This is a genomic window from Micromonospora sp. LOL_021, from assembly GCF_048060215.1.
Classification (GTDB): Bacteria; Actinomycetota; Actinomycetes; order Mycobacteriales; family Micromonosporaceae; genus Micromonospora_E.
In genome coordinates this window covers 63,152-87,281 of sequence record NZ_JBHMIN010000018.1, presented here as the reverse complement: position 1 = coordinate 87,281, position 24,130 = coordinate 63,152, and the positions used below count along the sequence as shown (strand labels likewise).

Genomic DNA, 24,130 nt, shown 5'->3' with positions numbered 1-24,130 from the left:
TGCGGTCGACCGGGCGCGTCGGCGGTGCCGCGCGTAAGGTCGAGGCATGAGTGCGGCGGCGTCGGGGAGCATCCGGTACGACGGGACGACGGTCGCCGGCGCGCAACCGGAGAGCGTGCTGCTGCCCGGTCACGACGTGCCGCTGGGCCGCTTCACGACGGTCCGCCGGCTGCTGCCGCAGCGGCCCCGGCGGATGGTCGGCGCCTGGTGCTTCGTGGACCACTTCGGGCCCGACGACGTGGCCGGGCGGCCCGGCATGCAGATCCCGCCGCACCCGCATACCGGGCTGCAGACGGTGACCTGGCTGGTCGACGGTGAGATCCTGCACCGGGACAGCCTGGGCAGCGTGCAGTCGATCGTGCCGGGGCAGCTCAACCTGATGACCGCCGGGCACGGCATCGCCCACTCGGAGCAGTCGCCGCCGGCCCATCCACCGGTGATGCACGGGCTGCAGCTGTGGGTGGCGTTGCCCGAGTCGGCCAGGTACGGCGAGCCTCGGTTCGCGCATCATGCCGCGTTGCCGCAGGTGGGTGCCGGTGACGCGCGGATCACGGTGGTGGTCGGCGAGTACGCCGGTGTCCGGAGCCCGGCCGAGATGGCCAGCCCGATCGTCGGAGCACAGGTCGACATCGGCACCGATGCGCCCGTCGCGCTGACGCTGCGCGACGATTTCGAGTACGCCCTGCTGGCGATGTCCGGCACGGCACGGGTCGACGGGGTGGAGCTGACCCCGGGTGGGCTGCTCTACCTGGGCGAGGGCCGGTCGGGCACGACGGTGACCAGCGACGGCCCGGCCCGGCTGTTCCTGCTCGGCGGTGAGCCGTTCGACGAACTGCTCGTCATGTGGTGGAACTTCGTCGCCCGCAGCCACGAGGAGCTGGTCGCGGCCCGCGGCGACTGGACGGCCGGTCGGCGGTTCGGCATGGTGACCGGCTGCGTGGACGCCCCGCTGCCGGCGCCGGAGATGCCGATCACCCGGATCAAGGCCCGCGACCGGCACGGCCGTACCGTCGGCTGACCCCTACCCGCGGTCGAGCGACATTCGTCGACGTATCGAAATTCTTCGTTCACATTCTTTACTGTTAACTATCTTTACGCTAACTTCGTCGGCAACGGCCGGCCGCCCCACCGCCACCCACGACGTGCGGAGCGCCCCATGCGACGACGGATCCTCCTGCCCCTGCTCGCCACCGGCACCATCCTCGGCACCCTGCTGATCGCCACCCCGGCCAGCGCCCACGGCTACGTCTCCTACCCGCCCAGCCGCCAGGCGATGTGCGCGCAGGGCCGGGTCGCGAACTGCGGCCCGATCGTGTGGGAACCGCAGAGCGTCGAAGGCCCCAAGGGCCAACGCACCTGCCACGGCGGGGTGAGCCGCTTCGCCATCCTCGACGACGACAGCGTCAACTGGCCGGCCACCACGGTCGGCGGCTCGGTCACCTTCACCTGGACGCTGACCGCCCGGCACGCCACCAGCACCTGGGAGTACTTCGTCGGCGGCACCCGGATCGCGGTGTTCGACGACGGCGGCCGGCAGCCCGCGGCCACCGTGTCGCACACCGTGAGCCTGGGTGGCCGCACCGGCCGGCAGAAGGTCCTGGCGATCTGGAACATCGCCGACACCTCGAACGCCTTCTACTCCTGCGTGGACGTCCAGATCGGCGACGGGCCCGGCCCGTCGCCGACCCCGCCACCACCGCCGTCGCCCACTCCGCCCCCGCCACCGCCGACCACCGCGCCCCCGACCACCGCGCCACCCGGCCAGCCCGGTGGCACCTGGGCCGCCGGAACCACGTACCAGGTCGGTGCCGTCGTCAGCTACGCCGGCGCCGACTACCGGTGCCGGCAGGCCCACACCGCACTCGCCGGCTGGGAACCGCCGGACGTACCGGCGCTGTGGCAACGGCTCTGACCGGCCGGTGCAAGATGTACAGCTGTCACAGTCGCCCCCGCTCGGCCGGCCGTTCTGGCGATTCTGGAGCGCCGCCACCCTCGCCAACATCGGCGACGGGATCCGGGCCGCCGCGTTCCCGCTGCTGGCCCTGTCCCTGACCGGGGATCCGCTCGGGCTGGCCGTCGTCGCCACCGCGCAGACCCTGCCCTGGCTCGTCGCCGGGCTAGCCGCCGGTGCGCTCGCCGACCGGGTCGCCCCCCGTCCGCTGCTCGCCGGCGATCTCGGTGTTGGTGCGGCCACGGGCGACGGCGATGAGCACCTGCTCCTCACGGTCGGTCAACGGGTCGAGCGGCGGCGGGTTGGTGATGACGACCACGGCGAGCGGGTCGGCGACGCCGGGGCCGGCGAGGCGACGGGTGGCCTCGATGCCGTCCACATCGGGCATCCGGATGTCGAACAGGCACACGTCGGGGCGTAACCGGTGGGCGAATTCGACCGCCCGTCGGCCGTCGGCCGCCTCGCCGACGACCTCGATGCCGGGCTGGGCGTCGAGGATCATCGTCAGCCCGGTCCGGACGATCTCCTGATCGTCGGCGACGACCACCCGGATGGTCACGTCCCGGCCCGGCCGGCCGGGGCCTGGCGGGGCAGGGCCACTGCGACGGTCCAGCGATCCTGGCTCGGTCCGGCGTCGCAGGTGCCGCCGAGCAGGGCCGCCCGCTCGGTCATGCCGACGATGCCGAACCCGCCGCTGACGGCGGGCCGCGCCGTGCTGCTGTCGCCGTCGTCACTGACCCGCAGCCGTACCGTGTCGGCGTCGATGTCGACGCGGACCTCGATCCGGGTGGCGTGCCGGGCGTGCCGGCGGGCGTTGGTCACCGACTCCTGGGCCAGCCGGTAGACCGCGGTCGCGACGGTCGACGGGATGTCGTCGAGGTCGCCGTGCAGGGTGACGTCGACGACCAGTCCGGGCTGCGCCCGGCTGGCGAGTCGGGCGACGTCGCCGATTCCGGGGTTCGGGGTGAGGTCCGCCTGGCCGACTTGGCCTGGTCGAGTTCGCGGGCCCACAGCGTCGCCCGGTACCGCAGGGCGGTGGCCACGGCCATCGCGGCGGACACCACCACCGTCCCGCCGACCACGTCGGCGAGGCCGAGGTGACCCGCCGCCGACAGGCCCATCTTGGCCAGAATGATCGCCGTACCGGCCAGGATCTGCCGGCCGGAACCCCAGCGGTACAGCGCGTACGGCAGGGTCAGCAGGTAGACACCGGTGACCAGCTCCGGTTCGTGGCCGGCCAGCAGCGCGGCCACGGCGGTGACCGGGAAGGCCACGGCGACCATCAGCAGAGGCCTGGTCCGGCGCCGCAACAGCGTCGGCGCCAACACGAGGGCGACGATCAACGAGTACGCGGGCGACACCAGGTCGGTGCGCAGCAGCCCTTCGACGGTCGCCGCGACCCAGACCGCGCCGAGCAGCACCCAGTCCCGCCAGACCCGCGTCGGCGGGTCGGCGACGCGGGGCTCGGCCCACACCGACCGCAGCAGCGCACGCACACCGCGATCGCAGCGGACCGCGGCGGCGTACCGGCCACAAGTACGACGATCGGCCCCGTCCAACGGCGGGGTCGACGCCGGCCCGCGCGGCGATGACCGCTCGCCGAGCCGCCGGGACGATCGAGCCATGTCCACACCCGTACCGGATCCACGGTCGATGCCCCAGCCCACCGCCCGCACCGTCGCCCGCCGTTGCGCCCCCGCCAACTGGCTGATCCCCACCGGGCTGGTGCTGCTCAGCCTGGTGCCGGTGGTCGCCGGCAGCCTGCGACTGGCCGAGCTGGTCGGCGGGCCGCCCATCGTGCCCGACGGCGACCGGGTCGCCGCTGCCCCGGTGGCGCTGGTGACGCACATCGTCAGCGTCACCGTTTTCAGCCTCGTCGGCGCGTTCCAGTTCGCGCCGGGTCTGCGGCGACGCCACCGGGCCTGGCACCGGGCCGCCGGGCGGGTACTGGTGACCTGTGGGTTGCTCACCGCCGGGACCGGCCTGTGGCTGACCCTTTTCCTGCCGCCGGCGGCGGTCGACAGCGAGCTGCTGGTCGCCATCCGGGTGGTGGTGAGTGTGGCGATGGCGACGTGCGTCGGGGTGGTTTCCGCGCGGTCCGGCGCCGCGACTTCGCCGCGCACCGGGCCTGGATGATCCGGGGGTACGCGATCGGGATGGGGGCAGGCACCCAGTTCTTCACCCAGCTGGCCTGGCTTGCCGTGGTCGGCCCGGTGACGGCGTCGGGCCGGACCGGCACCATGGCCGCCGGTTGGCTGATCAACGTGGTGGTGGCGGAGTGGGTCGTCCGGCGTCGCGTCGCCGGCCCTCGCCGACGACGCGACGCGGTACGGGTCAGCGGATCCGCTCGACCACGACCCGCCGGATGACGAACTTGCCCGGTTCCCGGACCTGTTCGAACGCCGCGTCGTTGAGCAGGACGCAGCTACCCGACGGGCTGGTCACGGTGACGGTGATGCTCCGGTCGTTGTCGAGGTTGGTCACCTTGAGCACGGTGCCGATGGGAAAGGTGCCGCTGGAGGCGGCCGGGGCGGCGTCCTCGTTGAACAGGGTGACCGTCGATCCCGCGCAGACGACCTCGCCGGGTGCCCCGGTGTCCGGTGCGGCGGCGTCGCCCGTACCGTCGGGCTGCTCCGGCGCGGGCGTTGCGACCGGCACGGCGGCGCCGACGCCCACGTCGGCCGTGCAGCCGGCGGCGGCCCGCCGCTGCTCGATCAGGTCGACCACGGCCTGCCGGTTGGCGATCCGGTCGTTGGACAGGGCGTCCGGGTTGGCCCGCTGCTCGGCGATGAAGGTCAAGTTGTTCCGCAGTGCGGCGTCGAGGCCGTCGCAGTTCTCCCCGGCGTTGCCGAGCCCGGTGCCGACGGCCAGTCCGCCGCCGAGCAGGGCTGCCGCCGCCACCCCGACGAAGACCTTGCGCGCCCGCCCACTCCTGATATCCCAACCGTACATGCACCACTCCTCTCGGTAGCCGCTGCCCGAACGCAGCTACCGGGCCATACGTGCGTGGATGGTCGACGGATCTGTCCGGAACCTCAAGTTTCTATTAAGGATCCTCACAGAAATCGCAGACAGTCAGATCCCCCCACCCAACCGGGGCATCGGTGGGTCGGCGCCGATGACCGTGACTGGTCACGGCGCGGCCGTGGCCTACCGGGCCGCCGGGGCGCGGACCACCAGACGATCCAGCAGTTCGCGGCTGGCGGCGGCGACGGCCGCCACGGCGGCGTCGAACGCCTCCGCGTTGTGGGCGGCCGGTTGCCGGAAACCGGAGATCTTCCGGACATACTGCAGCGCGGCGGCCTCGATGTCGGCGTCGGTCACATCGACGGTGTACGGCTCGCGGAGCGTCTTGATGCTTCGGCACATGCGCTCCATACTGCCGCAGCCCGCGTCGGCAGGCGGCCCGAGCCCGGCCGGACGATCCAGGCCGACTTGACGAACCAAGCTAACGACATTAGCTTAAACGTTATGACATGTAGCCAGCCGACGCGATCCGGCAGCCGACGTGCCTAGAGCGGGGCTCACCCGGGACGGCCTGGTCGACGCCGCGATCGCCCTCATCGATGAGCAAGGACTCGACGCGCTGTCGCTCAACGCGGTGGCCGGTCGGGTCGGGGTCGCCACACCGTCGCTCTACAAGCACGTCACCGGAGGCCTCACCGAGCTGCGGGCGCTCATCGGTGCCCGGCTCGTCGGTGAGTTCGCCGACGAACTCACCCGCCACACCCTCGGCCTCAGCCGGGACGCGGCCGTCGCCGCCCTGATGCGCGCCAGCCGGGACTACGTCCGCCGGCATCCTGCCCGGTGGGCGGCGATGCCCGCCGACCCGATCCGCGACCCGGTGACCGTCGCCGAAGGAACCAGGCTATTGGAGGTGTTCCTGGCCGTGCTGCGCGGCTACGGACTCCAGCGGTCGGCGGCGGTGCACGCCACCCGCTGCCTACGAGCGATGATGTACGGCTTCGTCTGCCTGGAAATCGACGGCGGCTTCGGCCTGCCCGAGGACGTGACGGAGAGCTACGAACGGCTGATCGCCATGTTCACCGCCAGCCTGCCGCGGGACTGACACCGCCCGCCGCGCGGCCGTGACCAGCCGGGTCGCGATCAGCGGCCGGGCCGCCCAGTGCAGGTGCAGATACGACGCGTGCACGCCACCGGCGACGAAACCCTCCGGTGCCGCGCCACGCCACCCCCAGGCCGGTGCCGCGCCGGCCCGCGGTGTCACCTCGGTACGGTGGAACTCGTGGCCGGTCAGCCGGGCCCCCTCCGGCGCCAGCACACTGTCGGACAGCGCCACCGCGTCGCGGTAGCCGAGCGTCAACCGGGACGTCATTCGCGCGTCCGCCGGCAGCACCCCGCACATCGGTGCCTCGTCGAGGGTGCGGCACAGCCACAGCAGACCGGCGCACTCGGCGACGATCGGCGCACCGGCGGCCGCCAACGCCGCCACCTGCCGCCGCAGCCCGGCGTTCGCGGCCAGCTCTGCGGCGTACACCTCGGGAAAGCCGCCGCCGACGACCAACGCTGCGGTCGCCGCGGGCAGCCCCTCGTCGTGGACCGGATCGACGGTCCGTACCTCCGCGCCGGCGGCCGTCAGCAGCTCGACGGTCTCCGGATAGCCGAAGCTGAACGCCGGTCCACCGGCGACGGCGACCACCGGCCGGTCACCGCTCGCCGCTCCTGGCGCGTCCTCGCCGGGACCGGCGTCCGACTGCCGCACGGCGGCCGCCGGCGACCAGGGTCCGACTGTCAGCGGGGGCACGGCACCCGCCACCGCCGCCACCGCGGCGAGATCCACCGACTCGGCGATGAGCTCCGCCAGCGACCCGACCGCCGTACGCGCCTCGACGGCGCGTTCCACCGCCGGCACCAGACCCAGATGCCGCGACGGGGTGTCGACCGACGGATGCCGACGCAGCACCCCGAGTACCGGGGCGCCGACCTCCTCACAGGCGTCCCGCAGCACCTGCTCGTGCCGGTCGGAGCCGACCCGGTTGAGGATCACCCCGGCGATGTGGATCTGACCGAACGACCGGAACCCGTGCACCAGTGCGGCGATCGACCGGCTCTGCCCGGCCGCGTCGACGACCAGCAGCACCGGGGCGGCCAGCAGCGCTGCGACCTGGGCGGTGGAGCCGATGTCGGCGCCGCCGACTCGGCCGTCGTAGAGCCCCATCACGCCCTCGATGACCGCGAGGTCGGCCCCAGCGGCGCCGTGGGCGAACAGTGGCGCGACGCGCTCCTCACCGACCAGCACCGGGTCCAGGTTGCGGCCGGGCCGGCCGGCGGCGAGCGCGTGGTAGCCGGGGTCGATGTAGTCCGGGCCGACTTTGAAGCCGGCGACCCGGACACCCCGGGCCGCGTAGGCGGCGAGCAGGCCGGTGGCCACCGTGGTCTTGCCGTGCCCGGAGCCGGGTGCGGCGATCACCACCCGGGGTACGGCTACCACTCGATGCCCTGCTGGCCCTTGCGGCCGGCGTCCATCGGATGCTTGACCTTGGTCATCTCGGTCACCAGGTCGGCGAGGTCGATCAACTCCGGGGCGGCGTCCCGGCCGGTGACCACCACGTGCTGACTGCCGGGCCGGTCCCGCAGCACCGACACCACCTCCGCGACGTCGATCCAGCCCCACTTGATCGGGTAGGTGAATTCGTCCAGCACGTAGAATCGGTACGCCTCGGCGGCCAGATCTCGGCGAATCTGGGCCCAGCCCTCGGCGGCTTCGGCGGCGTGATCACGCTCGGTGCCCGGGCGCTGAATCCAGGACCAGCCTTCCCCCATCTTGTGCCAGGTGACCGGGGCACCCCGGCCGGACTCGCCGAGGGTACGCAGGGCCGCCTCCTCACCGACCTTCCACTTCGGCGACTTGACGAACTGGTAGACGACCACCGGCCAGCCGGCCGACCAGGCCCGCAACGCCATCCCGAAGGCCGCGGTCGACTTGCCCTTACCTGGTCCGGTGTGCACCGCGAGCACCGGCTGACGGCGCCGGGCCCGGGTGGTCAGCCCGTCGTCGGGGACGTGTTCCGGTCTGCCCTGTGGCATCAGGCGGCCCTCCCGGCGGCGAGGCCGGCCCGGCTCGGGGCGCCGGCCCGGTTCGTCGCGATCGCCCGGGTGACGGCGCCCGGCTGCGGCACCACCGCCGACAGCGCCTCCAGCGGCAGCCATTCGGCGTCGAAGCCGGTGGCGAGCCGCCGGGCCAGGCCCAGTCGCACCGGACCGGACTCGCAGTCGAGCACCACCATCGCGGTGCCGGCGAGCAGCGGCGCCAGGGCTATCGGATCCGGCCCGCTGGTCGACCGCCCGTCGGTGACCAGCAGCACCAGCGGCCGGCGACGTGGGTCGCGGCGGCGCTCGGCGGCGACGGTGGCCGCGGCGGCCCGTAGCCCGGCGGCGATCGGGGTACGGCCACCGGTGCGCAGCTGCGCGAGCTTGGCGACGGCCACCTCGTGGCTGCTGGTCGGCGGCAGCACCACGTCGGCGGCGGCACCCCGGAAGGTAATCATCCCGATCCGGTCCCGCCGGTGGTAGGCGTCGCGCAGCAGCGACAGCACGGCGGTCTTGACCACGGTCATTCGCTGCCGGGCCGCCATCGACCCGGAGGCGTCGACCACGAACAGGATCAGGTTCGCCTCCTGGCCGACGTAGCGGGCCTGGCGCAGGTCGGCGGGGGTGATCCGGCGGGCGCCCCGGGACGCGGCGGCGCGCACCGTGGCCGGTAGATGCACCGTCGACGGCCGTCCGGTCGGTGATCCGGCACCGACCACTCGGCCCCGGTCGGCGTGGGCCGCCGAACGTCGGCCGGGCGTCGCGCCGGCACCGAGCCCGGGTAGGCGCAGTGTCCGGGGCCGGTACGCGGGCCCGGCCGCCGCCGGAGCCGGACCGTCCGGCGGTACGCCGTCCGGCTGCTCGGCACCGGCCGCCGGCCCACCGGCGTCCGGCGTAGCTGGCTCGGAAAGCGGGCCGCCGTCGGACTCGGGCGGGCCGGGTGACGGGCCGCCGTCCGGTGGTGGCGGACCCTGCGGCAGGCCGCCGTCCGGTGGTGGCGGACCCGGCGGGAGCGGAGGGTCGGGGTCGTCGTCGCTGCACTCGTCACGCAGCACCTCGTCGAGGCGCTGCTCGTCAGCGCCGGGCGGGTCGAGCGGGTCACGGCGCCGCCGGTGCGGCAGCGCCAGCCTGGCCGCGTCGGCGACCTCGGCGGCGGTGACCGCCGTCTGACCGCGCCAGGCGGCCAGCGCGACGGCGGCGCGGGCCATCACGATGTCGGCCCGCATACCGTCCACCTGGTACGCCAGGCAGATCCGGGCGATCCGGTCGATCTCGGCATCGGGCAGCGTGACCGCGGGCAGGGCCGCCCGCGCGTCGCGTACCCGCAGTGCGAGCTGGTTGTCGGCGGACCGCCAGCGGTCCGCGAACGCCACCGGGTCGGTCTCGTACGCGAGCCGCCGGCGCACCACCTCGGCCCGGTCGGCCACCTCGGTCGGCGCGGCCACCGACACCATCAGCCCGAAGCGGTCCAGCAACTGTGGACGCGGCTCGCCCTCCTCCGGGTTCATCGTGCCGACCAGCAGGAACCGGGCGGCGTGGCTGACCGACACCCCGTCGCGTTCGACGTGCGCCCGGCCCATCGCCGCCGCGTCCAGCAGCAGGTCCACCAGATGGTCCGGCAACAGGTTGACCTCATCGACGTAGAGCAGGCCCCGGTGCGCGGCGGCGAGCAGCCCCGGCTCGTACGCCTTCACGCCGGCGCTGAGCACCCGCTGAATGTCGAGGGTGCCGACGACCCGGTCCTCAGTGGCGCCGACCGGCAACTCGACCAGGGCGGCCGGGCCGCCGCGTGCGGTCACCGGCGCGGTGTGCGGCCCGTCCGGGCAGATTGGGTCCGGGGCCGCCGGGTCGCAGCCGAACCGGCAGCCGAGCACCCGGTCGACCTCCGGTAGCAGCCCGGCCAGCGCGCGGACGATCGTCGACTTTGCAGTGCCCTTCTCACCCCGGATGAGCACTCCGCCGATGCCGGGGTGCACCGCGGCGAGCAACAGTGCCTGCCGCAGGTCGGGCAGGCCGACGACGGCGGTGAACGGGTACGGCGTCATGGCAGGGGCCGACAGGTGTGCATGGTGAATCCCTCCCGCGGGTGTCCACGCCCGCGTACCGGTGGACCAGCGAGCGGCCGGAGTCTCCTGGCTGCCGGATCGACATCGCGTCCCGAGCCTTCCCGCCATCGGGGCAGTGGCTGTCTCATGGGGATGCGACTCACCGGTCACAGTGGCGGGACCGCCCCGGATTCGCACCGGGTTCCTCCGCGCACCGCTCGTGCCGGTCATGCTCCCCCACCGAAGGTCCACCGTCAATGTGGCGCCGGTCCCGGTACCTGCCACGGCCGCAGCCATTGCCCGGGCGGTCACGACGGCGGTACGCTGCGCAGGCCACGGTGTTCGGGAAGCCGGTGTGAGTCCGGCGTGGTCCTCGCCACTGTGACCGGGAAGTGTCCGTTCCACCAAGCCACTGGGCCGACGACGTCCGGGAAGGCGGGACGGCCGCGACGATCCGGGAGCCAGGAGACCGGCCGTGGCATGCACCGCATCGCCACGAGGCATGGACGAGAGGATTTCCTGGCATGACTGCACCTTCTGTCGGCGGAGACGTCACCACCACCGCCATCCGCGTACCGCTCGTCGGTTGGTTGCTGGCCGCCGTCGCGGCGGTCGTCATCTACCTGGTCGCGCAGGACAACGGGCTGGTGCTGGCCGGTGCCGCCGAGTTCGTGCACGAGTTCACCCACGACGGCCGGCACGCCCTCGGCGTCCCGTGCCACTGAGCGGGGGTCAGCTCCGTGAGCACCTACCCGTTCAGCACGGTGCTGAGCCGCGGCCTGCTCGCCGGTGCGGCCGCCGGCGTGACGGGCGCGGTGGCGGCCCTGCTGATCGTCGAACCGCAGATCGAGTCTGCGCTGGTCGTCGAGGAGGCCCGCGCGGCGACCGGGACGGCCGGACACAGCCACGACGAGGAGTTGGTCGGTCGGGCCATGCAGGTCTTCGGTGGGCTGGTCGCCACCGTCGCGGTGGCGCTGTGCCTGGCGTTGATCGTCGCCGTGGTCTTCGCGGCGACCCGGCACCTGCTGCCCGGCCGTGACGACTTCCGCCGGGTGGGGCTGCTCGCCGGGCTCGGCTTCGTCGTGGTGGCGCTGCTACCGGCGATCCACTTCCCGGCCAACCCGCCGGGTGTCGGCGACCCGGACACCGTCAACCAACGCACCGGACAGTACCTGTCGTTCATCATCGCCGCAGCCGCCGTCAGCTGGCTGGCGCTGCTGGCCCACCGACGGCTGGCCGGCTGGGCGCGGCCGGCACCCTACCGGACGGTGGTCGCGGCGGCGCTGGCCGTCGTCGGGTACGCCCTGCTGCTGGCGCTCTGGCCGGCCACCGGGGTCGACGTGCCCGCCGACATCCCGGCGGCGCTGCTGTGGGAGTTCCGACTCGCCTCGCTGGCGCAGCTCGCCACGATGTGGACGGTCCTCGGGGTGGTGTTCGGACTGCTGCTCACCCCGGCCCGGACCGGTGATCGGCGGACCACGCTCGCCAACGTCGCGTGACGGCGGAGGACGGCGCGGCGGGCGCGGCACCCAGGCACTCCGTCCGGGTGACCGTCTGCCGGGGCTGCTGTTGCGGCACCCGCCGCAAACACCCGGACGTCGACCACGACCGGCAGCTCGACGTCCTGCGCGCCGCCGGGTCGGTACGGGTGTCCGACTGCCTCAACGCCTGTGACCGGTCCAACGTGGTGGTGGTGCAGCCGGCCGCGCTGGCCCGCCGACTGGGCGCCCGCCCGGTGTGGCTCGGCGGCGTGCTCGACGAGACGTCACTGTCGAGTGTCGTCGAGTGGATCGCGGCCGGCGGGCCGGGCCTGGCAGCACCCCCGGACCGGCTCGCCGGGCTGTGGTTCGCCGCCCCTCGCTGGGGAAGGTCTGCCTCGACGCCCTGACCCGCGTGGTGCCGTCGCTTGTCGGCCGCCGCGATCCGGCGGCCGACAAGCGACGCCCCCGAACGTGCGCCTGCCCCGGATCACGGCCACCGGACGTTGACCATGTTCGGATGCCCGCAGCAGCGCGCAGCTCGCCCATGAGCCGGGGCTGACCCGCAAACGCGTCAAGGTCGCGCTCGACGAGCTGAGCGGCCACGCCGGCCGCGCGGCCGGTACGGCGGCAGGACATCTGGCGCCAGCGTTTCCGTACCGTGCACGGTATCGACCTGCCCGGCCCGGACCGCCCAACGGTACGCAGCCTGGGCAGCCGGGCCGGCGCCCGCGACCGGGTCCGGGTGCTGCAGCGGCCGCCCACCGTTGACGACCGCAGCGTCGAGCATCTCGCCCAGCAGTCTGGTCATCTCCCATGAACAGACGGAGTTACCCGTGCCAAGTCCGGGCTGCGCCAACTGCGTGGCGTTCCCCGAGCAACAGTGATGCCGGGCCGGACGGGCAGGTGGGACAGGTCCGGCTGCGGCAGCGAGCAGCAGCCGGACGGAGACGATCAGCCACCGGCGGTGCCGTAGTACGCGGTGCGCATGATCTGCTGCATGTCGTCGAGCATCGGCATCCGCGGGTTGGCCGGTGCGCACTGGTCCTCGTAGGCGTTGACCGCCTGTTGCGGCAGGCTGGCCAGGAACGACGCTTCGTCCACCCCGACCGCCCGAAACGACGGCTCGATGCCGACCGCGTCACGCAACCGTTCGACGGCGGCGGCGTACGACTCGACTCCCTCGGCGGGGGTGGCCGCCGGCAGGCCGAGCATCCGGGCGATCTCCTGGAACCGCTCCGGAGCCCGGTAGTTCTCGTACTTCGGCCAACCGGACAGCTTGCCGGGCCGCGCCCCGTTGTAGCGGATCACGTGCGGCATCAGGATCGCGTTGGTCCGACCGTGGGCGATGTGGAACGTCGCGCCGAGGGTGTGCGACATGGCGTGCACTATGCCGAGGAAGGCGTTGCCGAACGCCATTCCGGCTATGGTGCCGGCGTTGTGCATCTTCTCCCGGGCCTCGGGGTCGGCGGCGCCGTCACGCACCGCCCGCTCCAGGTAGGCGAAGATCAGCCGGATCGCCTGCAGAGCGAGCCCGTCGGTGTAGTCGTTGGCGTACACCGACACGTACGACTCGGTGGCGTGGGTCAACGCGTCGAAGCCGCTGTCGGCGGTCACCACCGCCGGCAGGTCGGCGGCGAGCACCGGGTCGATGATCGCCACGTTCGGGGTGAGCACGTAGTCGGCCAGCGGGTACTTCCTGCCGGTCACCGTGTCGGTGATCACCGCGAACGGGGTGACCTCGGCCCCGGTGCCCGACGTGGTCGGGATGCAGACCAGCTTCGCCAATTCTCCCGGAGCCGGGAAGGTGAACGCCCGCTTGCGGATGTCGAAGAACTTCTCCCGCATGTCGGCGAAGACCACCCCGGGATGTTCGTAGCGCAGCCACATCACCTTGGCCGCGTCCATCACCGAGCCGCCGCCGAGGGCGATGATGGTGTCCGGCCGGAAGTGGCGCATCTGTTCGGCACCGGCGTCCACGGTACGGATGCTCGGCTCCGGTTCGACGGTGTCGATGATCTGCAGTGCGACCCCTCGCGACCGGCCCTGCAACACGGTGAGGATCCGGTCGACGAACCCGAGCCGGGTCATCGTCGCGTCGGTGACCACGGTGACCCGGTGCACGTCCGGCATGTCGGCCAGGTAGCGGATCGCGTGCGGCTCGAAGTAGATCTTCGGCGGCACCTTGAACCACTGCAGGTTGTTGGTTCGCCTCGCCACCCGCTTGATGTTGAGCAGGTGGACGGCGGTCACGTTGCTCGACACCGAGTTGCGCCCGTAGCTGCCGCAACCCAGCGTCAACGACGGCGCGATCGCGTTGTACATGTCACCGATCGCACCCTGCGAGGCCGGCGCGTTCCAGATGATCCGTACCGCCTTGACCCGCCGGCCGAACTCCTCGGCGAGGTCGGCGTCGCTGGTGTGGATGACGGCGCTGTGGCCGAGGCCGTGGAACTCGACCATCTGCTCGGCGTACCGGATGCCGGTGACGTGTCCGTCGGCGCGCAACACCGCCAGCACCGGGCAGAGCTTCTCCCTGGTCAACGGCTCGGCCGGGCCGACCTGGTCGACCTCGACCAGAACGATCGACGTGTCGGCGGGTACGGTGAACCCGGCCTGCCGTGCGATCCATACCGGGGACTGCCCGACGACCGCCGGGTTGAGTTTGGCTCCGGCGCAGCCCGCCGATCCGGCGGCGGCACCGAACAGCAGCTCCTCCAGTTGCCGCTTCTGCTGCGGAGTCGCCCGGTGCGCGTGCAGCTTCGCGAACTCGGCCATCGCCGATTCGTAGATGTCGTCGACGATGACCGCCTGCTCCGAGGCGCAGACCATGCCGTTGTCGAACGTCTTGGACAGCACCACGTCGTTGACCGCGCGGGCCAGCTTCGCGGTCCGTTCCAGGTAGGCCGGGACGTTGCCGGCACCCACGCCGAGCGCCGGTTTGCCCGCCGAGTACGCCGCCCGCACCATGCCGTTGCCACCGGTGGCGAGGATCAGCGCGACCCGTCGTGGCGCATCAACGCCCCGGTCGCCTCGACCGACGGGTGCTCGATCCACTGGATGCAGTGCGCCGGCGCGCCGGCGGCGACCGCCGCGTCGCGGACCACCCGGGCCGCTTCGGCGCTGCACCGCTGGGCGGCCGGATGGAAGGCGAAAATGATCGGGTTGCGGGTCTTCAACGCCAGCAGGGCCTTGAAGATCGTCGTCGATGTCGGGTTGGTGACCGGGGTGACGCCGCAGATCACACCGACCGGCTCGGCGATCTCGACGATGCCGCTGATGTCGTCACGGCCGACCACGCCGACCGTCTTCAGCGCCGCCATGCTGTGCGTGACGTGTTCGCAGGCGAAGATGTTCTTCACCGCTTTGTCCTCGAAGACGCCGCGGCCGGTTTCCTGCACCGCCAGCCGGGCCAGTTCGCTGTGGCGGCTGAGCGCGGCGACCGACGCCTTGCCGACGATCGTGTCGATCCGCTCCTGGTCGAATTCGGCGTAGTCGTCGAGTGCCTTCGACGCCGCCGAGACGAGGGCGTCGATCGCGACCTCTGTCTCGGCCGGCGCGGCCGGCTTCGGGTGCACCTGGACGACTGCGGTCATGCCGATCACCTCGTTCGGTCGGCACCGGCGGCACCTTGCCGCCGGTGCTCGACCTCATCGTCACTCGGTGCGGTGATCGGACGCTGCCGCCGTACGTCCCCGATCGCCGGGACCTAGGTCACCCGACGTCGGTCCACTCTGGCGCCGGGCCGTACCCGGTCAGCTTGCGGAGCGCGCCGCGGCCAACTCCCGGGCCTTGGCCGGCCAGGTCGGCAGGCTGGCGGTGGCCCGTACGCCGGCGGCGCGAACCGCCGCGCGCAGCGCCGCCTCATCGGTCGCGCCCAACTGCTCGTACGTGCGGATCCCGGCGGACTGCAGGGCGGCGGCCATCTTCGGCCCGATGCCCTCGATGCGTCGGAAGTCGTCCGCCGGTCCAGCCTCGGCAGCGGTGGGCGAGTCGGCGACCGGCTCAGCGGCGGTGGGCGGCTCGGCAGCGGTGGGCGAGTCGGCGACCGGCTCAGCGGCGGTGGCCGACTCGGCTGCCGGCACCTGCTCAGGGTTGGCCGGCTCAGGGCTGGCCGCTTCGGCGGTAGTGACCGGCTCGACACTGGCCGGCTCGGCCGTGGCAACCGCGGCGGACTCGGCGGGAACCTCGGTGGCGGGTTCGGTCTTGACCGGATCGGCCGGCGATGCGGGTTCCGGACGGGCCGGTTCGGCCGGCGACGGCTCCTCCGAGGTAGCGGTCGGCGGCTCGACGGCGGCAGTCGCCTCGGGCTTCACCGGGGCATCCTTGCCGGCCGCAGACCGGCGGCTCATCACGAGCCACCCGGCGACTGCGCCGAGCAACACCACGACCAGCAGAATCAGTATGTTTCCGAGGGACCAGTCCACGGCAAACCTCCAGCAGCAAGAGTCAGAATCGCGAAAGGGTCTCGTTGTGGCCTTGTCGCTGTCAACCTACGGGCAGTCGCAAGGCGCTTCGAGGGCAGGTCGGTCCCGCTACTCTTCGCCAACCACAGTGGGACGGTGCGTGCCGCCGAAGAACGGTGAGCGCACCCCCGGCGGATGCAGTTCCGCCGGATCCACGTCACCTGACTCGACCCGCCCGGTGACCGCGCGTACCAACGTCGGCCGGTCCCATCCGCGCGCCGCCCGCAGCGGTGCCAGTGTGGTGCCCGCCGACAGCGCCACCACCAGGTCCGCCGCCGGGGCGGTCAGCCACGACGCCACACCGAGGGCGTCGGCCAGGTCGACACCGTGGACCGCGAGCTCGACGACCCGGGTGGCCTGAAAGTCGGTCAGCGTCATCAGGTCACCGTGCCGGGTGACGACCAGGCGGTCCGGCGGCTGCGCCGCGACCCGGGTGGCGGCGGTCGCCGCCCGCGCCGCCAGCTCGTCGACAGCGGCGGTGACCGTACGGGCCGCCGCCCACCGCTGAGCGTCGGCGATCCGCCCGCCGTCCGCATCGGGACGGAACCGTGCGTCGGGCGCGTAGTAGCCGACCGCGTCCACCGGACCGTCAGGACCGGCGGCGGGTGCGCTGTCGTCGAGCATCTCGACGGTACGGGACAACGCGATCACGGTGTGTGCAAGCAGTTCCTTGACTGTCCACGGCGCGCATCCGGTCGGCCGATCGAAGTCCGCCTCCGGTACGGCCCGGAGCGCGTCGACCGCCGCCCGGCTCTCGGCGGCGTAGGCGAGGGCCACCTCGTCGGACCGCCAGATCCGCTGTACGACACGGAACCGTTCGGCCACCACCATCGTCCGGTCATCAACGGTGAACGTCTCGTCACCGAGGGCAGCCCGCATCGGTGCCGACTGCCAGAAGTCGATGTGCGCGCGGCGCCAGCCGGCGACGTCGGTGAACCCTTCACCTTCGTCGACGGCGTGAGCTAGGTCTACCTCGGCCAGTGGGACCACCCGTACCTCTGTGGTCTCCAGCACCGCGCAGGGCCGGTCCGCCGAATCCACCAGCACAGACCGCTCCCCTACGACCGGCAGCGGCCCGTCCTCGTACTCGCACAGCAGCCCGGACGTGGAAGTCTTCTCGCCGGTGAGGATTGCCGCGACCAGCCGGTCGCGCAGCGGCCCGGGAAAGGCGAACTGGGCCTTCGGTACATGGTCGAGGTGATGCGGCACGTCCTGACCGGCACCACGGTCCGCGTCGGTCGCCACAGCCGCAGTCTACTGGCGGCGGTGCCGCTGGTCCCGCCGGCGATCGTGTGCTGCCCGCCAACGGCCGTCGCGCAATTGACGTGACTGGGCACGACCAGGTACGCCACGATGTGCCGGTGACGACGTCAGATGGGCGTGCCGTATCGCTGCACCCGATGACCCAGAACGAGTACGACGTACGCATTCCCGCGCTGGTGGCGGGCTATGCCGGCAGCCTGCTGCGGTCCGGGCGGGCCACGACCGCGACGGCGCTGGCCGAGTCCCGCCGCCAGCACGCCGAGTTGCTACCCGACGGGCTGGCCACCGAGCGGATGCTGTTCCTCGTGGCGCGGCCGGCCGGTGCCGCCGACGCGCGACCGGTCGGCTGGATCTGGGTCGGACTGCCGGATTCCGGCGACCTGGAACGGCCGGCCTGGATCTACAACATCGAGGTGGACACCGCCCAACGCGGCAACGGGTATGGACGGGCCATCCTGGCCGCTGTCGAGCCGGTGCTGGCCGCGCGCGGAGTCACCCGGCTCGGGTTGAACGTCTTCGGAGACAACCTGGTGGCCCGCAGACTGTACGAGTCGACCGGATTCACGGTCACCGCTCAGCAGATGGTCAAGCCGATCGGTTCCGCGCCGCAGGGGTCGGTGTAACGAATCTGGCGTACCGCTGCGGGCGCGACCCGACAAAGCTTGCATCTCAAGCCGCTTGAGATCGCATAGTGGGCGCCGTGGACATGAACGAGCTGTACCCCATCGGGGATGTCGCCCGACGCACCGGTCTGAGCGTCAGCGCCGTCCGATACTACGCGGACGCCGGTGTCGTCACGCCGGCCGCCAGTAGGCCGGCCGGTCACCGGCTGTACGACGTGTCGGCGATCGCCCGGCTGGAACTGGTCCGGACGCTACGGGAACTCGACGCCGGGCTGGACGAGATCCGGCGGGTGCTGGCCGGCGAGGCGACGCTGCACGAGCTGGCCGCGGCCCATCTGGCTCTGCTCACCCGGCAGGAGGCACGGCTACGCAGCCGCCGCGCGGTGCTGTCGACCATCCTCCGACAGGACTCCACCGCCGAGCAGGTGACCCTGATGCACAAGCTGGCCGGGATGTCGGACGAGGAACGCGACCGGCTGATCGACGAGTTCTGGACCGAGGTGTCCACTGGTTGGGAACCGCCGGAAAAGATGGTCGAGTGGTGGCGCGCGGCCCGGCCGGTGCTGCCCGAACATCCCACCGCAGCGCAACTGGAGGCGTGGATCGACCTGGCCGAGCTGATCCGGGACCCCGAGACCCGACAGGCCGTGCGCCGCGAACTGCACGAGGTGTGCACCACTGGGGCCGGGCCGCTGATGACCTCGTCACCGATGCTGGACCGAATGGAAGCGGCTATGCCGATCGGTCAGGCGGCGATGGACGCGGCACGGGACCAGGTGCCACCGGACTCGCCACAAGGGCGGGAGATCGCAGACCGGTGGATGGGCTGGCTGACCGGCATCTTCGCGACACCGGACAGCCCAGGGATGCCGGACACCCCCGAGTTCCGGATCCAGACGGCCGACCACATGCTCGCCGGCGCGGAGTGGGACCGTACGCCGCCGGAGCCGCAAGGACCGTTCGACCGGTACATGGCGCTGGTCACCGCCGTCAACGGCGTGGAGCCGGAACGGTTCCCGTTCGAGTGGCTGGCCGAGGCGCTGCGCGCGTCCGCCCTACCAGCCTGCGATCACCGTCGCTGATCGGGACGGGGCGGCGCTCCCGCGTTACCGGAAGGGATGCTTCCTGTCGCGGGGACCATCCCCTACCTCCCTCTTGACATTTCCCTGTCGACGGAGACGGCATTCACCAGGTGGGTACTGTCCAGTATCGATCATCCACGGACAGTTCGCGCCACCACGCATCGGTCACGAACGCGAACGCTCTTGGGCCGGCCAGGAGCGGATCCAGGTCCAGCAGGCCCAACGGATGGTCGACCACTGGGACCGACCGGGCTGGACGACGGGCCGGCGCTCCTACCACTAGCTGGTCGGCCATGTCCCGTCCCTCACCGCGATAGCGGCGTACTGTCAGGATCGGCGGCGCGACCTGCCCCACCTCGGTCTGGTCCCGACGGCCAGCCTGCACATCACCATTCAACGACTCGCCTTCACCGACGAAGTTTCACTCGACGTGGCAGCGGAGGTAGTCGACCACGTACGGCGACGCTGCGTCGACCTACGCACCGTCCCGGTCGAGGTCGGACCGCTCGCCGGATCGCCAGAAGCCGTCCGATTCAGTGCCGGTCCGCCGGAACCGGTCCGCGGGCTCCGTGACCTCATCCGCGAATCCATCCGCCGGGGTGCGCAAGGCCGGCGACCCTACCCGGACGGGGCAGGCGGGTTCGTCCCGCACGTCAGCATTGCCTACCACGACTCTTCGGCCGACACGCAATCCCTTATCCAGCGAGTTGCCAGCCTTCGGTACCTCCACCCGGTCACCGCAACCATCCAATCCGCTGACGTGGTCGAACTGCGCCGGGAAGGCCAGCGGCGCTGGGCCATGATCCTGCTGGCAGAACGCGTGGCGGCCTTCGCCACGCTCTTTCAAGGCACGGTTGCTCTACCCACAGCTCTGGCCCTTCCGGCATTGATCGGAGCGATCGGTCAGGAGCGGCCGGTAGCCGACGGGATCACGCAACTGTCGGTACTGATCGGGACCTCGCAACTCCTCGGGTTGCCATTCCTGATCTATCTCACCGCCAAACAGCAGTACACCCTCGTGCCCTTCGCGTTCGCGGCGATCACCTCGATGCATTTCGTGCTGTACTCGTGGCTCCACCAGACGCCGGTCTACATCGGGATGGCCGTCTTGATCTCCCTGGGCACGACCACGGTCATGTTCACGGCGCCCGGGAACAGTCGGCGGACAAGGCCGGTTGCGGTCAGTTTCCTCACCGGCGGTCTCTTGCTCTCGACCGCGTTGCTCTTCCTGATCCTCCATCTTGCGATCAACTAGCGTCGCGCTGTGACCCGGCTAACACCCTGTCATGGTGGGTCGGGGTGTCTCGTCTGTGGTGGTGAGGACAACGAGTGGAGACCATCCGATGACGACCCGTAGCGAACGGCGGCGGTAGCCGGCCATGTCGCCCACCGACATCTACGACGAACTGCGCCCATGGGCGTTCACCATCGCCTACCGGATGCTCGGCAGCGTCAGCGAGGCCGAGGACGTAACGCAGGAGACGTTCCTGCGGATGCACCAGAGCGCGCTGCGGGGCGAGGCGATCAGCTCACCCCGGGCGTACGCCGCCACGCTGGCCACCCGGCTGGCCATCGACCAGCTCCGCTCGGCCCGGGCCCGACGGGAGCGCTACGTCGGCGAGTGGCTGCCCGAGCCACTGGTCACCGACCCCACACCGGCCGAGCAGGCGGAGACCGCCGATTCGTTGTCGCTGGCCTTTCTCGTCCTGCTGGAAAGCCTCTCAGCGCAGCAGCGCGCCGCGTTCCTGCTGCGCGAGGTGTTCGACTACCCGTACCCGCAGGTCGCCGAGATCGTCGGTGCCGACGTGGACGGCACCCGGCACCTGGTCGCCCGGGCGCGCGAGAAGATTCGCGCGCGCCGACCGCGCTATCACGCCAGCCGGCGGCAACGCGACGAGCTTGCCCGACGGTTCTTCGCTGCCGCCCAGCAGGGCGACCTGCCGGCGTTGGAGCAGTTGCTGGCGCACGACGTGGCGCTGCACGGCGACGGCGGCGGCAAGGTGCCCGCGCTACCGCGGCCGCTGTACGGGCGTACCCGGGTGGCCCGGGCCCTGGCGGCCTGGCTGCCCCGGCTGCCGGACCTCGGCGTCCGGCTGCGGCCGGCCTCGGTCAACGGTCAACCCGGCGTTGCCGCCTACGACGCGCAGGAGCACCTGATCGGGGTTGTCGGGCTGGACATCGCCGACGACCAGGTGCGCGCGATTCACTCCATCGCCAATCCGGACAAGCTGCGGCATCTGGGCCCGGTCGGCGATTCGAACGCTGTGGTACGTGCCGCTCGTCGCCGATCGAAAGGGGAACCATGAATCTCGTACTGTGGATCATCACCAGCTGGCTGGCCGTCGCCATGGTGGTCAGCACCGGGAAGGTGCTGGTGCCCCGGGAGAAGCTCGCCTCGATAGGTCGGGCCGGGGAGTGGGTGATGGACTTCAGTCCCCGCGCGCTGTGGGTCATCACGATCCTGGAGTTGTTGGCGGCGGCGGGGCTGATCCTGCCGGCGGTGCTCGGCATCGCCCCAGTCCTGGTGCCGGTAACCGCCGTCTGTGTCGCGGCGCTGTTCACCGGTGCGGCGATCATGCGGCGGCGACGCGGCGAACGCCTGACGGTCCTGCCCGACCTGGTCTATGCCGCGATGGCCGCCTTCGTCGCCTGGGGCCGGTTCGGTCCCGCGCCGTTCACCGGCTGAGCCGATCCGCTCCGCCGGGCCGGTCGGCCCGGCGGATCCGGGAAGGCTCAACCTGCCGGTACGGTGATCCGTAGGCTCAGCGCGCCGTGCAGGTCGAGCCAGACGTCGGCCGGGCCGCGTACCAGCCGCAGCAGCACCCCGGTGCAGTGCGGACAGCGGGCGACCAGGCCCGGCGCGTCGGAGTAGACCATCAGAGCGGCGAGCGGCCCGGCCCGCCCGCAACTGGCGCAGCGGCCAATCGCGGTGGTGACGTCCACCGCGAAGATCTCGGCCAGCGGACCGGCCAGCGCGTTTCCGTCCAGGTGGTGCTCGTCGATCAGGTGACGTCCGTCCGGCAGTACCGACGTCACGCGCTGGTCGGTCATGTCAACCTCCGGTGGGTCCGAATCGTTCGGTGCGGACGCGGCGGGGGTCGTGCCCGAGGGCGATCAGGATGTCGGCGACCGTCTCCACGAAGCCGGTCGGCCCGCATACATAGCAGGCCGGTTCGAGCATCGCCGGCCAACCGTCGGTGTTGACCCGGGAGACTCCGATCCGGCCGACCTGGCCGGGCCAGCCCTCGGGCGCCTGCCGGGTGTAGACGTAGCTGACGTCGAGACCGGCGTCGTCGCGGGCGCGGCGGCGCAGCTCGTCGACGTAGTAGATGTCGGCCGGTGTACGCACCGAGTAGATGAGCCGGAACGGTACCCGGCTGCCGACGGCCCGCCGGGCGCGGATCATCGCCATCAGCGGCACGACGCCGGAGCCACCGGCGATCAGCAGCACCGGATCGGTCGTGTCCGGTCGCCACACGAACCATCCGCCGACCGGTCCGCGGATCTCCACCGGGTCGCCGACGGCGTACGGGCCGGCCAGGTAGCCGGAGACCTCACCGTCGGGGACCCGCTGCACGGTCAGCTCGACCCGGTCGCCGTCGGCCGCGTTGGCGACCGAGTAGCTGCGCTGTGCCTGGTAACCGTCGGCGGCGGTGAGCCGCACGTCGACGTGCTGGCCGGGCAGGTGTCCGGGCCAGTCCGGCACGTCGAGCAGCAGGGTACGGGCAGTCGGCGTCTCGTCGCGGACGGCGGCGAGGTGGGCCACCCGCCAGCTCAGTCGCCCTGGTACCGCTGCTCGCGCCATGGGTCACCGTAATCGTGGTAGCCGGCGGTCTCCCAGAAGCCCGGTTCGTCGTCGGCCAGCAGCCGGATGCCGTGCACCCATTTGGCCGACTTCCACAAGTACAGGTGCGGCACCAGCAGCCGGGCCGGGCCGCCGTGCTCCGGGCTCAGGTCGGCGTCGTCGTAGCGGTAGGCGATCCATGCCTGCCCGTCGAGCAGGTCGGCCAGCGGCAGGTTGGTGGTGTACCCGCCGTACGAGTGGGCAAGGGCGTAGTCGGCGCTGGTGTCGATGTCGGCCAGCAGGGTGTCGAGGGAGACGCCGTGCCAGCGGGTGCCGAGCTTGGACCACTTGGTCACGCAGTGCAGGTCGACGGTGACGTCCTCGCTGGGCAGGTCGAGCAGCTCCGGCCAGCTCCATCGCTGCTCGGTGCCGTCCTCGGTGGTGATCACGAACTGCCAGCCGGCGATGTCGATACGCGGGGTCGGACCGGCGGACAGCACCGGGAAGTCCTCGGTCAGATACTGGCCCGGCGGCAGGGTGACAGCGCCGGGAGAACGTGGACGGCCCTGGAATCCGGGCGACACGATACCCATCGGACCGTCGTACCATCCGCCTGGGCGCTTGCGCCAGCGTCGGCGGGGATTGCACCCGTCCGAGGCGCCGGGCCGCGACGCGCCCCGTCAGAGGTCGAACAGGTCCCGCATCGCCTCTTCCAGGCGGGCCATGCTGGCACCGGTGACCATGCCGACCCGTTCCGCGCCGGATCGGCCGGAGATGCGGCGCATCCGGTTGACCACGACGACCCCGGACAGCGGGTCGGTCTCGGCCAGCGGCACCACGAACGGCGGCAGGCTGGTGGCGCCGCGCTGGCGGACGATCGGCGCGCAGTACGGGGCGGCCCTAGGTCGCTCGTTGTGTGTGTCGCCGGATAGCACCACCACCCGGTAGCGCAGGTCGGAGCGCTCGCCGACGGTCCAGATCTCGCCGCGGTTCACGCCGCGTCAGACAGGTCGGACCAGCCGGACTCCAGCGTGTCGGCGAGTTCGTCGAAGCCGTCCAGTTCGTCGCGGACCTCCGGGTTGGCGGCCAGCCACTCCTCGTGTGCCCGGGCGGCGTCGCGGCGCGCTTCCCGGCGGGCGGCACGGTCGATCCAGTCGGAGAGCGTCATCCCGTCCCGTTCGGCAGCGGCCCGCGCCCTGGCCAGGGTCTGCGGGCTCAGCCGCAGGGTGACCATCTCTGCCATGCCGCGATGGTACGACCCGGCTGGCCGGTGTGCCGCCCCGACCCCGGCCCGGGTCGGCCGGCATGTCGCGGAGTTGTAACGTTCAAGTTGGCCATTGACGCACATGTAACTGACTCCTAACCTACGTTGACAAGCGCTTCCTGT

General features: G+C 71.9%; 29 protein-coding genes, 4 pseudogenes and 2 riboswitches. Of the genes and pseudogenes, 15 read left to right on the top strand and 18 right to left on the bottom strand.

Annotated elements, in window-relative coordinates; genetic code table 11:
- Positions 1-46 precede the first annotated feature (46 nt).
- The 3 genes and pseudogenes from ACFHWT_RS14500 to ACFHWT_RS14490 form a co-directional block, all read left to right on the top strand.
- Positions 47-1,018: a pirin family protein gene (locus ACFHWT_RS14500; protein WP_416595115.1), complete on the top strand. Its 972-nt coding sequence runs from the start codon at positions 47-49 to the stop codon at positions 1,016-1,018.
- A gap of 138 nt (positions 1,019-1,156) precedes the next feature.
- Positions 1,157-1,912 carry a lytic polysaccharide monooxygenase gene (locus ACFHWT_RS14495; RefSeq protein ID WP_416595114.1) on the top strand — a complete coding sequence of 252 codons (756 nt, stop codon included), beginning with the start codon at positions 1,157-1,159 and terminating at the stop codon, positions 1,910-1,912.
- A 7-nt stretch (positions 1,913-1,919) separates the two neighbouring features.
- Positions 1,920-2,168: pseudogene (locus ACFHWT_RS14490) on the top strand (MFS transporter); the annotation flags it as partial.
- Here the strand turns inward: ACFHWT_RS14490 and ACFHWT_RS14485 are convergent.
- The 3 genes from ACFHWT_RS14485 to ACFHWT_RS14475 are packed head-to-tail and all read right to left on the bottom strand — an operon-like array spanning position 2,118 to position 3,447.
- Positions 2,118-2,510 carry a response regulator transcription factor gene (locus tag ACFHWT_RS14485; protein WP_416595113.1) on the bottom strand — a complete coding sequence of 131 codons (393 nt, stop codon included), beginning with the start codon at positions 2,508-2,510 and terminating at the stop codon, positions 2,118-2,120. The pseudogene ACFHWT_RS14490 and the gene ACFHWT_RS14485 sit on opposite strands and share 51 nt — an antisense overlap.
- Positions 2,507-2,773 (bottom strand): sensor histidine kinase, encoded by a 267-nt coding sequence (locus ACFHWT_RS14480; protein ID WP_416595112.1) that lies wholly within the window; start codon positions 2,771-2,773, stop codon positions 2,507-2,509. Before ACFHWT_RS14480 ends, ACFHWT_RS14485 begins: the two co-directional genes overlap by 4 nt.
- Positions 2,770-3,447, bottom strand: coding sequence for a hypothetical protein (locus tag ACFHWT_RS14475; RefSeq protein ID WP_416595111.1), 678 nt, complete (start codon positions 3,445-3,447; stop codon positions 2,770-2,772). The genes ACFHWT_RS14480 and ACFHWT_RS14475 overlap by 4 nt, the downstream gene beginning before the upstream one ends.
- 127 nt (positions 3,448-3,574) lie before the next feature.
- Here ACFHWT_RS14475 and ACFHWT_RS14470 point away from each other — a divergent pair, with 127 nt between their 5' ends.
- Positions 3,575-4,087: a DUF2306 domain-containing protein gene (locus ACFHWT_RS14470; RefSeq protein ID WP_416595110.1), complete on the top strand. Its 513-nt coding sequence runs from the start codon at positions 3,575-3,577 to the stop codon at positions 4,085-4,087.
- Positions 4,084-4,320, top strand: a complete 237-nt coding sequence (locus tag ACFHWT_RS14465) for a hypothetical protein (RefSeq protein WP_416595109.1) — start codon at positions 4,084-4,086, stop codon at positions 4,318-4,320. Before ACFHWT_RS14470 ends, ACFHWT_RS14465 begins: the two co-directional genes overlap by 4 nt.
- On the opposite strand, the gene ACFHWT_RS14460 is transcribed toward ACFHWT_RS14465, so the two are convergent.
- Together ACFHWT_RS14460 and ACFHWT_RS14455 are read right to left on the bottom strand one after the other, a co-directional pair.
- On the bottom strand, positions 4,286-4,903 hold the full coding sequence (locus ACFHWT_RS14460) for a hypothetical protein (protein WP_416595108.1): 618 nt from the start codon (positions 4,901-4,903) through the stop codon (positions 4,286-4,288). The genes ACFHWT_RS14465 and ACFHWT_RS14460 overlap by 35 nt on opposite strands.
- Before the next feature lie 198 nt (positions 4,904-5,101).
- A complete protein-coding gene (locus tag ACFHWT_RS14455; RefSeq protein ID WP_416595107.1) occupies positions 5,102-5,320 on the bottom strand; it encodes a DUF2277 family protein in 219 nt (72 codons plus the stop codon).
- Positions 5,321-5,459: 139 nt separating this feature from the next.
- Here ACFHWT_RS14455 and ACFHWT_RS14450 point away from each other — a divergent pair.
- A pseudogene (locus ACFHWT_RS14450) lies at positions 5,460-5,936 on the top strand (TetR/AcrR family transcriptional regulator); the annotation flags it as partial.
- Here the strand turns inward: ACFHWT_RS14450 and ACFHWT_RS14445 are convergent.
- The 3 genes from ACFHWT_RS14445 to ACFHWT_RS14435 are packed head-to-tail and all read right to left on the bottom strand — an operon-like array spanning position 5,895 to position 10,047.
- Complete coding sequence (locus tag ACFHWT_RS14445; RefSeq protein WP_416595106.1) at positions 5,895-7,403, bottom strand: cobyrinate a,c-diamide synthase; 1,509 nt, start codon at positions 7,401-7,403, stop codon at positions 5,895-5,897. The pseudogene ACFHWT_RS14450 and the gene ACFHWT_RS14445 sit on opposite strands and share 42 nt — an antisense overlap.
- Positions 7,397-7,999: a cob(I)yrinic acid a,c-diamide adenosyltransferase gene (cobO, locus tag ACFHWT_RS14440; protein WP_416595105.1), complete on the bottom strand. Its 603-nt coding sequence runs from the start codon at positions 7,997-7,999 to the stop codon at positions 7,397-7,399. The genes ACFHWT_RS14445 and cobO overlap by 7 nt, the downstream gene beginning before the upstream one ends.
- A complete protein-coding gene (locus ACFHWT_RS14435; RefSeq protein ID WP_416595104.1) occupies positions 7,999-10,047 on the bottom strand; it encodes a VWA domain-containing protein in 2,049 nt (682 codons plus the stop codon). Before ACFHWT_RS14435 ends, cobO begins: the two co-directional genes overlap by 1 nt.
- Positions 10,048-10,127: 80 nt before the next feature.
- Positions 10,128-10,255: riboswitch (cobalamin riboswitch) on the bottom strand.
- Positions 10,256-10,366: 111 nt separating this feature from the next.
- Positions 10,367-10,540, top strand: a riboswitch (cobalamin riboswitch).
- A 31-nt stretch (positions 10,541-10,571) separates the two neighbouring features.
- On the opposite strand from ACFHWT_RS14435, the gene ACFHWT_RS14430 reads away from it, so the two are divergent.
- The 4 genes from ACFHWT_RS14430 (at position 10,572) to ACFHWT_RS14415 (ending at position 12,345) form a co-directional block, all read left to right on the top strand.
- Entirely contained in the window at positions 10,572-10,772 is a 201-nt protein-coding gene (locus ACFHWT_RS14430; RefSeq protein ID WP_416595103.1) for a CbtB domain-containing protein, read from the top strand.
- 15 nt (positions 10,773-10,787) lie between these two features.
- Entirely contained in the window at positions 10,788-11,546 is a 759-nt protein-coding gene (locus ACFHWT_RS14425; protein ID WP_416595102.1) for a CbtA family protein, read from the top strand.
- 47 nt (positions 11,547-11,593) lie between these two features.
- Positions 11,594-11,935 (top strand): hypothetical protein, encoded by a 342-nt coding sequence (locus ACFHWT_RS14420; RefSeq protein WP_416595140.1) that lies wholly within the window; start codon positions 11,594-11,596, stop codon positions 11,933-11,935.
- 251 nt (positions 11,936-12,186) lie between these two features.
- Positions 12,187-12,345 carry a hypothetical protein gene (locus ACFHWT_RS14415; protein WP_416595101.1) on the top strand — a complete coding sequence of 53 codons (159 nt, stop codon included), beginning with the start codon at positions 12,187-12,189 and terminating at the stop codon, positions 12,343-12,345.
- Positions 12,346-12,479: 134 nt separating this feature from the next.
- Here ACFHWT_RS14415 and adhE read toward each other — a convergent pair whose 3' ends face one another.
- The 5 genes and pseudogenes from adhE to ACFHWT_RS14390 form a co-directional block, all read right to left on the bottom strand.
- Positions 12,480-14,582 carry a bifunctional acetaldehyde-CoA/alcohol dehydrogenase gene (adhE, locus tag ACFHWT_RS14410; RefSeq protein ID WP_416595100.1) on the bottom strand — a complete coding sequence of 701 codons (2,103 nt, stop codon included), beginning with the start codon at positions 14,580-14,582 and terminating at the stop codon, positions 12,480-12,482.
- Complete coding sequence (locus ACFHWT_RS14405; protein WP_416595099.1) at positions 14,519-15,121, bottom strand: aldehyde dehydrogenase family protein; 603 nt, start codon at positions 15,119-15,121, stop codon at positions 14,519-14,521. Before ACFHWT_RS14405 ends, adhE begins: the two co-directional genes overlap by 64 nt.
- A gap of 159 nt (positions 15,122-15,280) precedes the next feature.
- Positions 15,281-15,952 (bottom strand): hypothetical protein, encoded by a 672-nt coding sequence (locus tag ACFHWT_RS14400; RefSeq protein WP_416595098.1) that lies wholly within the window; start codon positions 15,950-15,952, stop codon positions 15,281-15,283.
- Positions 15,953-16,060: 108 nt separating this feature from the next.
- Positions 16,061-16,744 (bottom strand): annotated as a pseudogene (locus tag ACFHWT_RS14395) (maleylpyruvate isomerase N-terminal domain-containing protein); the annotation flags it as partial.
- 48 nt (positions 16,745-16,792) lie between these two features.
- Positions 16,793-17,200, bottom strand: a pseudogene (locus tag ACFHWT_RS14390) (ASCH domain-containing protein); the annotation flags it as partial.
- Positions 17,201-17,352: 152 nt separating this feature from the next.
- Between ACFHWT_RS14390 and ACFHWT_RS14385 the strand changes: the two are divergent.
- From ACFHWT_RS14385 to ACFHWT_RS14365, 5 genes are all read left to right on the top strand, one after another.
- Complete coding sequence (locus ACFHWT_RS14385; RefSeq protein ID WP_416595097.1) at positions 17,353-17,877, top strand: GNAT family N-acetyltransferase; 525 nt, start codon at positions 17,353-17,355, stop codon at positions 17,875-17,877.
- A gap of 77 nt (positions 17,878-17,954) precedes the next feature.
- On the top strand, positions 17,955-18,959 hold the full coding sequence (locus tag ACFHWT_RS14380) for a MerR family transcriptional regulator (protein WP_416595096.1): 1,005 nt from the start codon (positions 17,955-17,957) through the stop codon (positions 18,957-18,959).
- A gap of 283 nt (positions 18,960-19,242) precedes the next feature.
- A complete protein-coding gene (locus ACFHWT_RS14375; RefSeq protein WP_416595139.1) occupies positions 19,243-20,214 on the top strand; it encodes a 2'-5' RNA ligase family protein in 972 nt (323 codons plus the stop codon).
- A 124-nt stretch (positions 20,215-20,338) separates the two neighbouring features.
- Positions 20,339-21,265, top strand: coding sequence for an RNA polymerase sigma-70 factor (locus ACFHWT_RS14370; RefSeq protein WP_416595095.1), 927 nt, complete (start codon positions 20,339-20,341; stop codon positions 21,263-21,265).
- Positions 21,262-21,645, top strand: coding sequence for a DoxX family protein (locus ACFHWT_RS14365; protein WP_416595094.1), 384 nt, complete (start codon positions 21,262-21,264; stop codon positions 21,643-21,645). The genes ACFHWT_RS14370 and ACFHWT_RS14365 overlap by 4 nt, the downstream gene beginning before the upstream one ends.
- Before the next feature lie 47 nt (positions 21,646-21,692).
- Here ACFHWT_RS14365 and ACFHWT_RS14360 read toward each other — a convergent pair whose 3' ends face one another.
- From ACFHWT_RS14360 to ACFHWT_RS14340, 5 genes are all read right to left on the bottom strand, one after another.
- Positions 21,693-22,010, bottom strand: coding sequence for a DUF6510 family protein (locus ACFHWT_RS14360; RefSeq protein ID WP_416595093.1), 318 nt, complete (start codon positions 22,008-22,010; stop codon positions 21,693-21,695).
- 1 nt (position 22,011) lies between these two features.
- A complete protein-coding gene (locus tag ACFHWT_RS14355; protein ID WP_416595092.1) occupies positions 22,012-22,764 on the bottom strand; it encodes a ferredoxin reductase in 753 nt (250 codons plus the stop codon).
- Positions 22,734-23,336, bottom strand: coding sequence for a sulfite oxidase-like oxidoreductase (locus ACFHWT_RS14350; RefSeq protein WP_416595091.1), 603 nt, complete (start codon positions 23,334-23,336; stop codon positions 22,734-22,736). Before ACFHWT_RS14350 ends, ACFHWT_RS14355 begins: the two co-directional genes overlap by 31 nt.
- 87 nt (positions 23,337-23,423) lie before the next feature.
- Positions 23,424-23,738: a type II toxin-antitoxin system PemK/MazF family toxin gene (locus ACFHWT_RS14345; RefSeq protein WP_278168906.1), complete on the bottom strand. Its 315-nt coding sequence runs from the start codon at positions 23,736-23,738 to the stop codon at positions 23,424-23,426.
- Complete coding sequence (locus tag ACFHWT_RS14340; protein ID WP_278168905.1) at positions 23,735-23,986, bottom strand: hypothetical protein; 252 nt, start codon at positions 23,984-23,986, stop codon at positions 23,735-23,737. Before ACFHWT_RS14340 ends, ACFHWT_RS14345 begins: the two co-directional genes overlap by 4 nt.
- Positions 23,987-24,130: the final 144 nt, after the last annotated feature.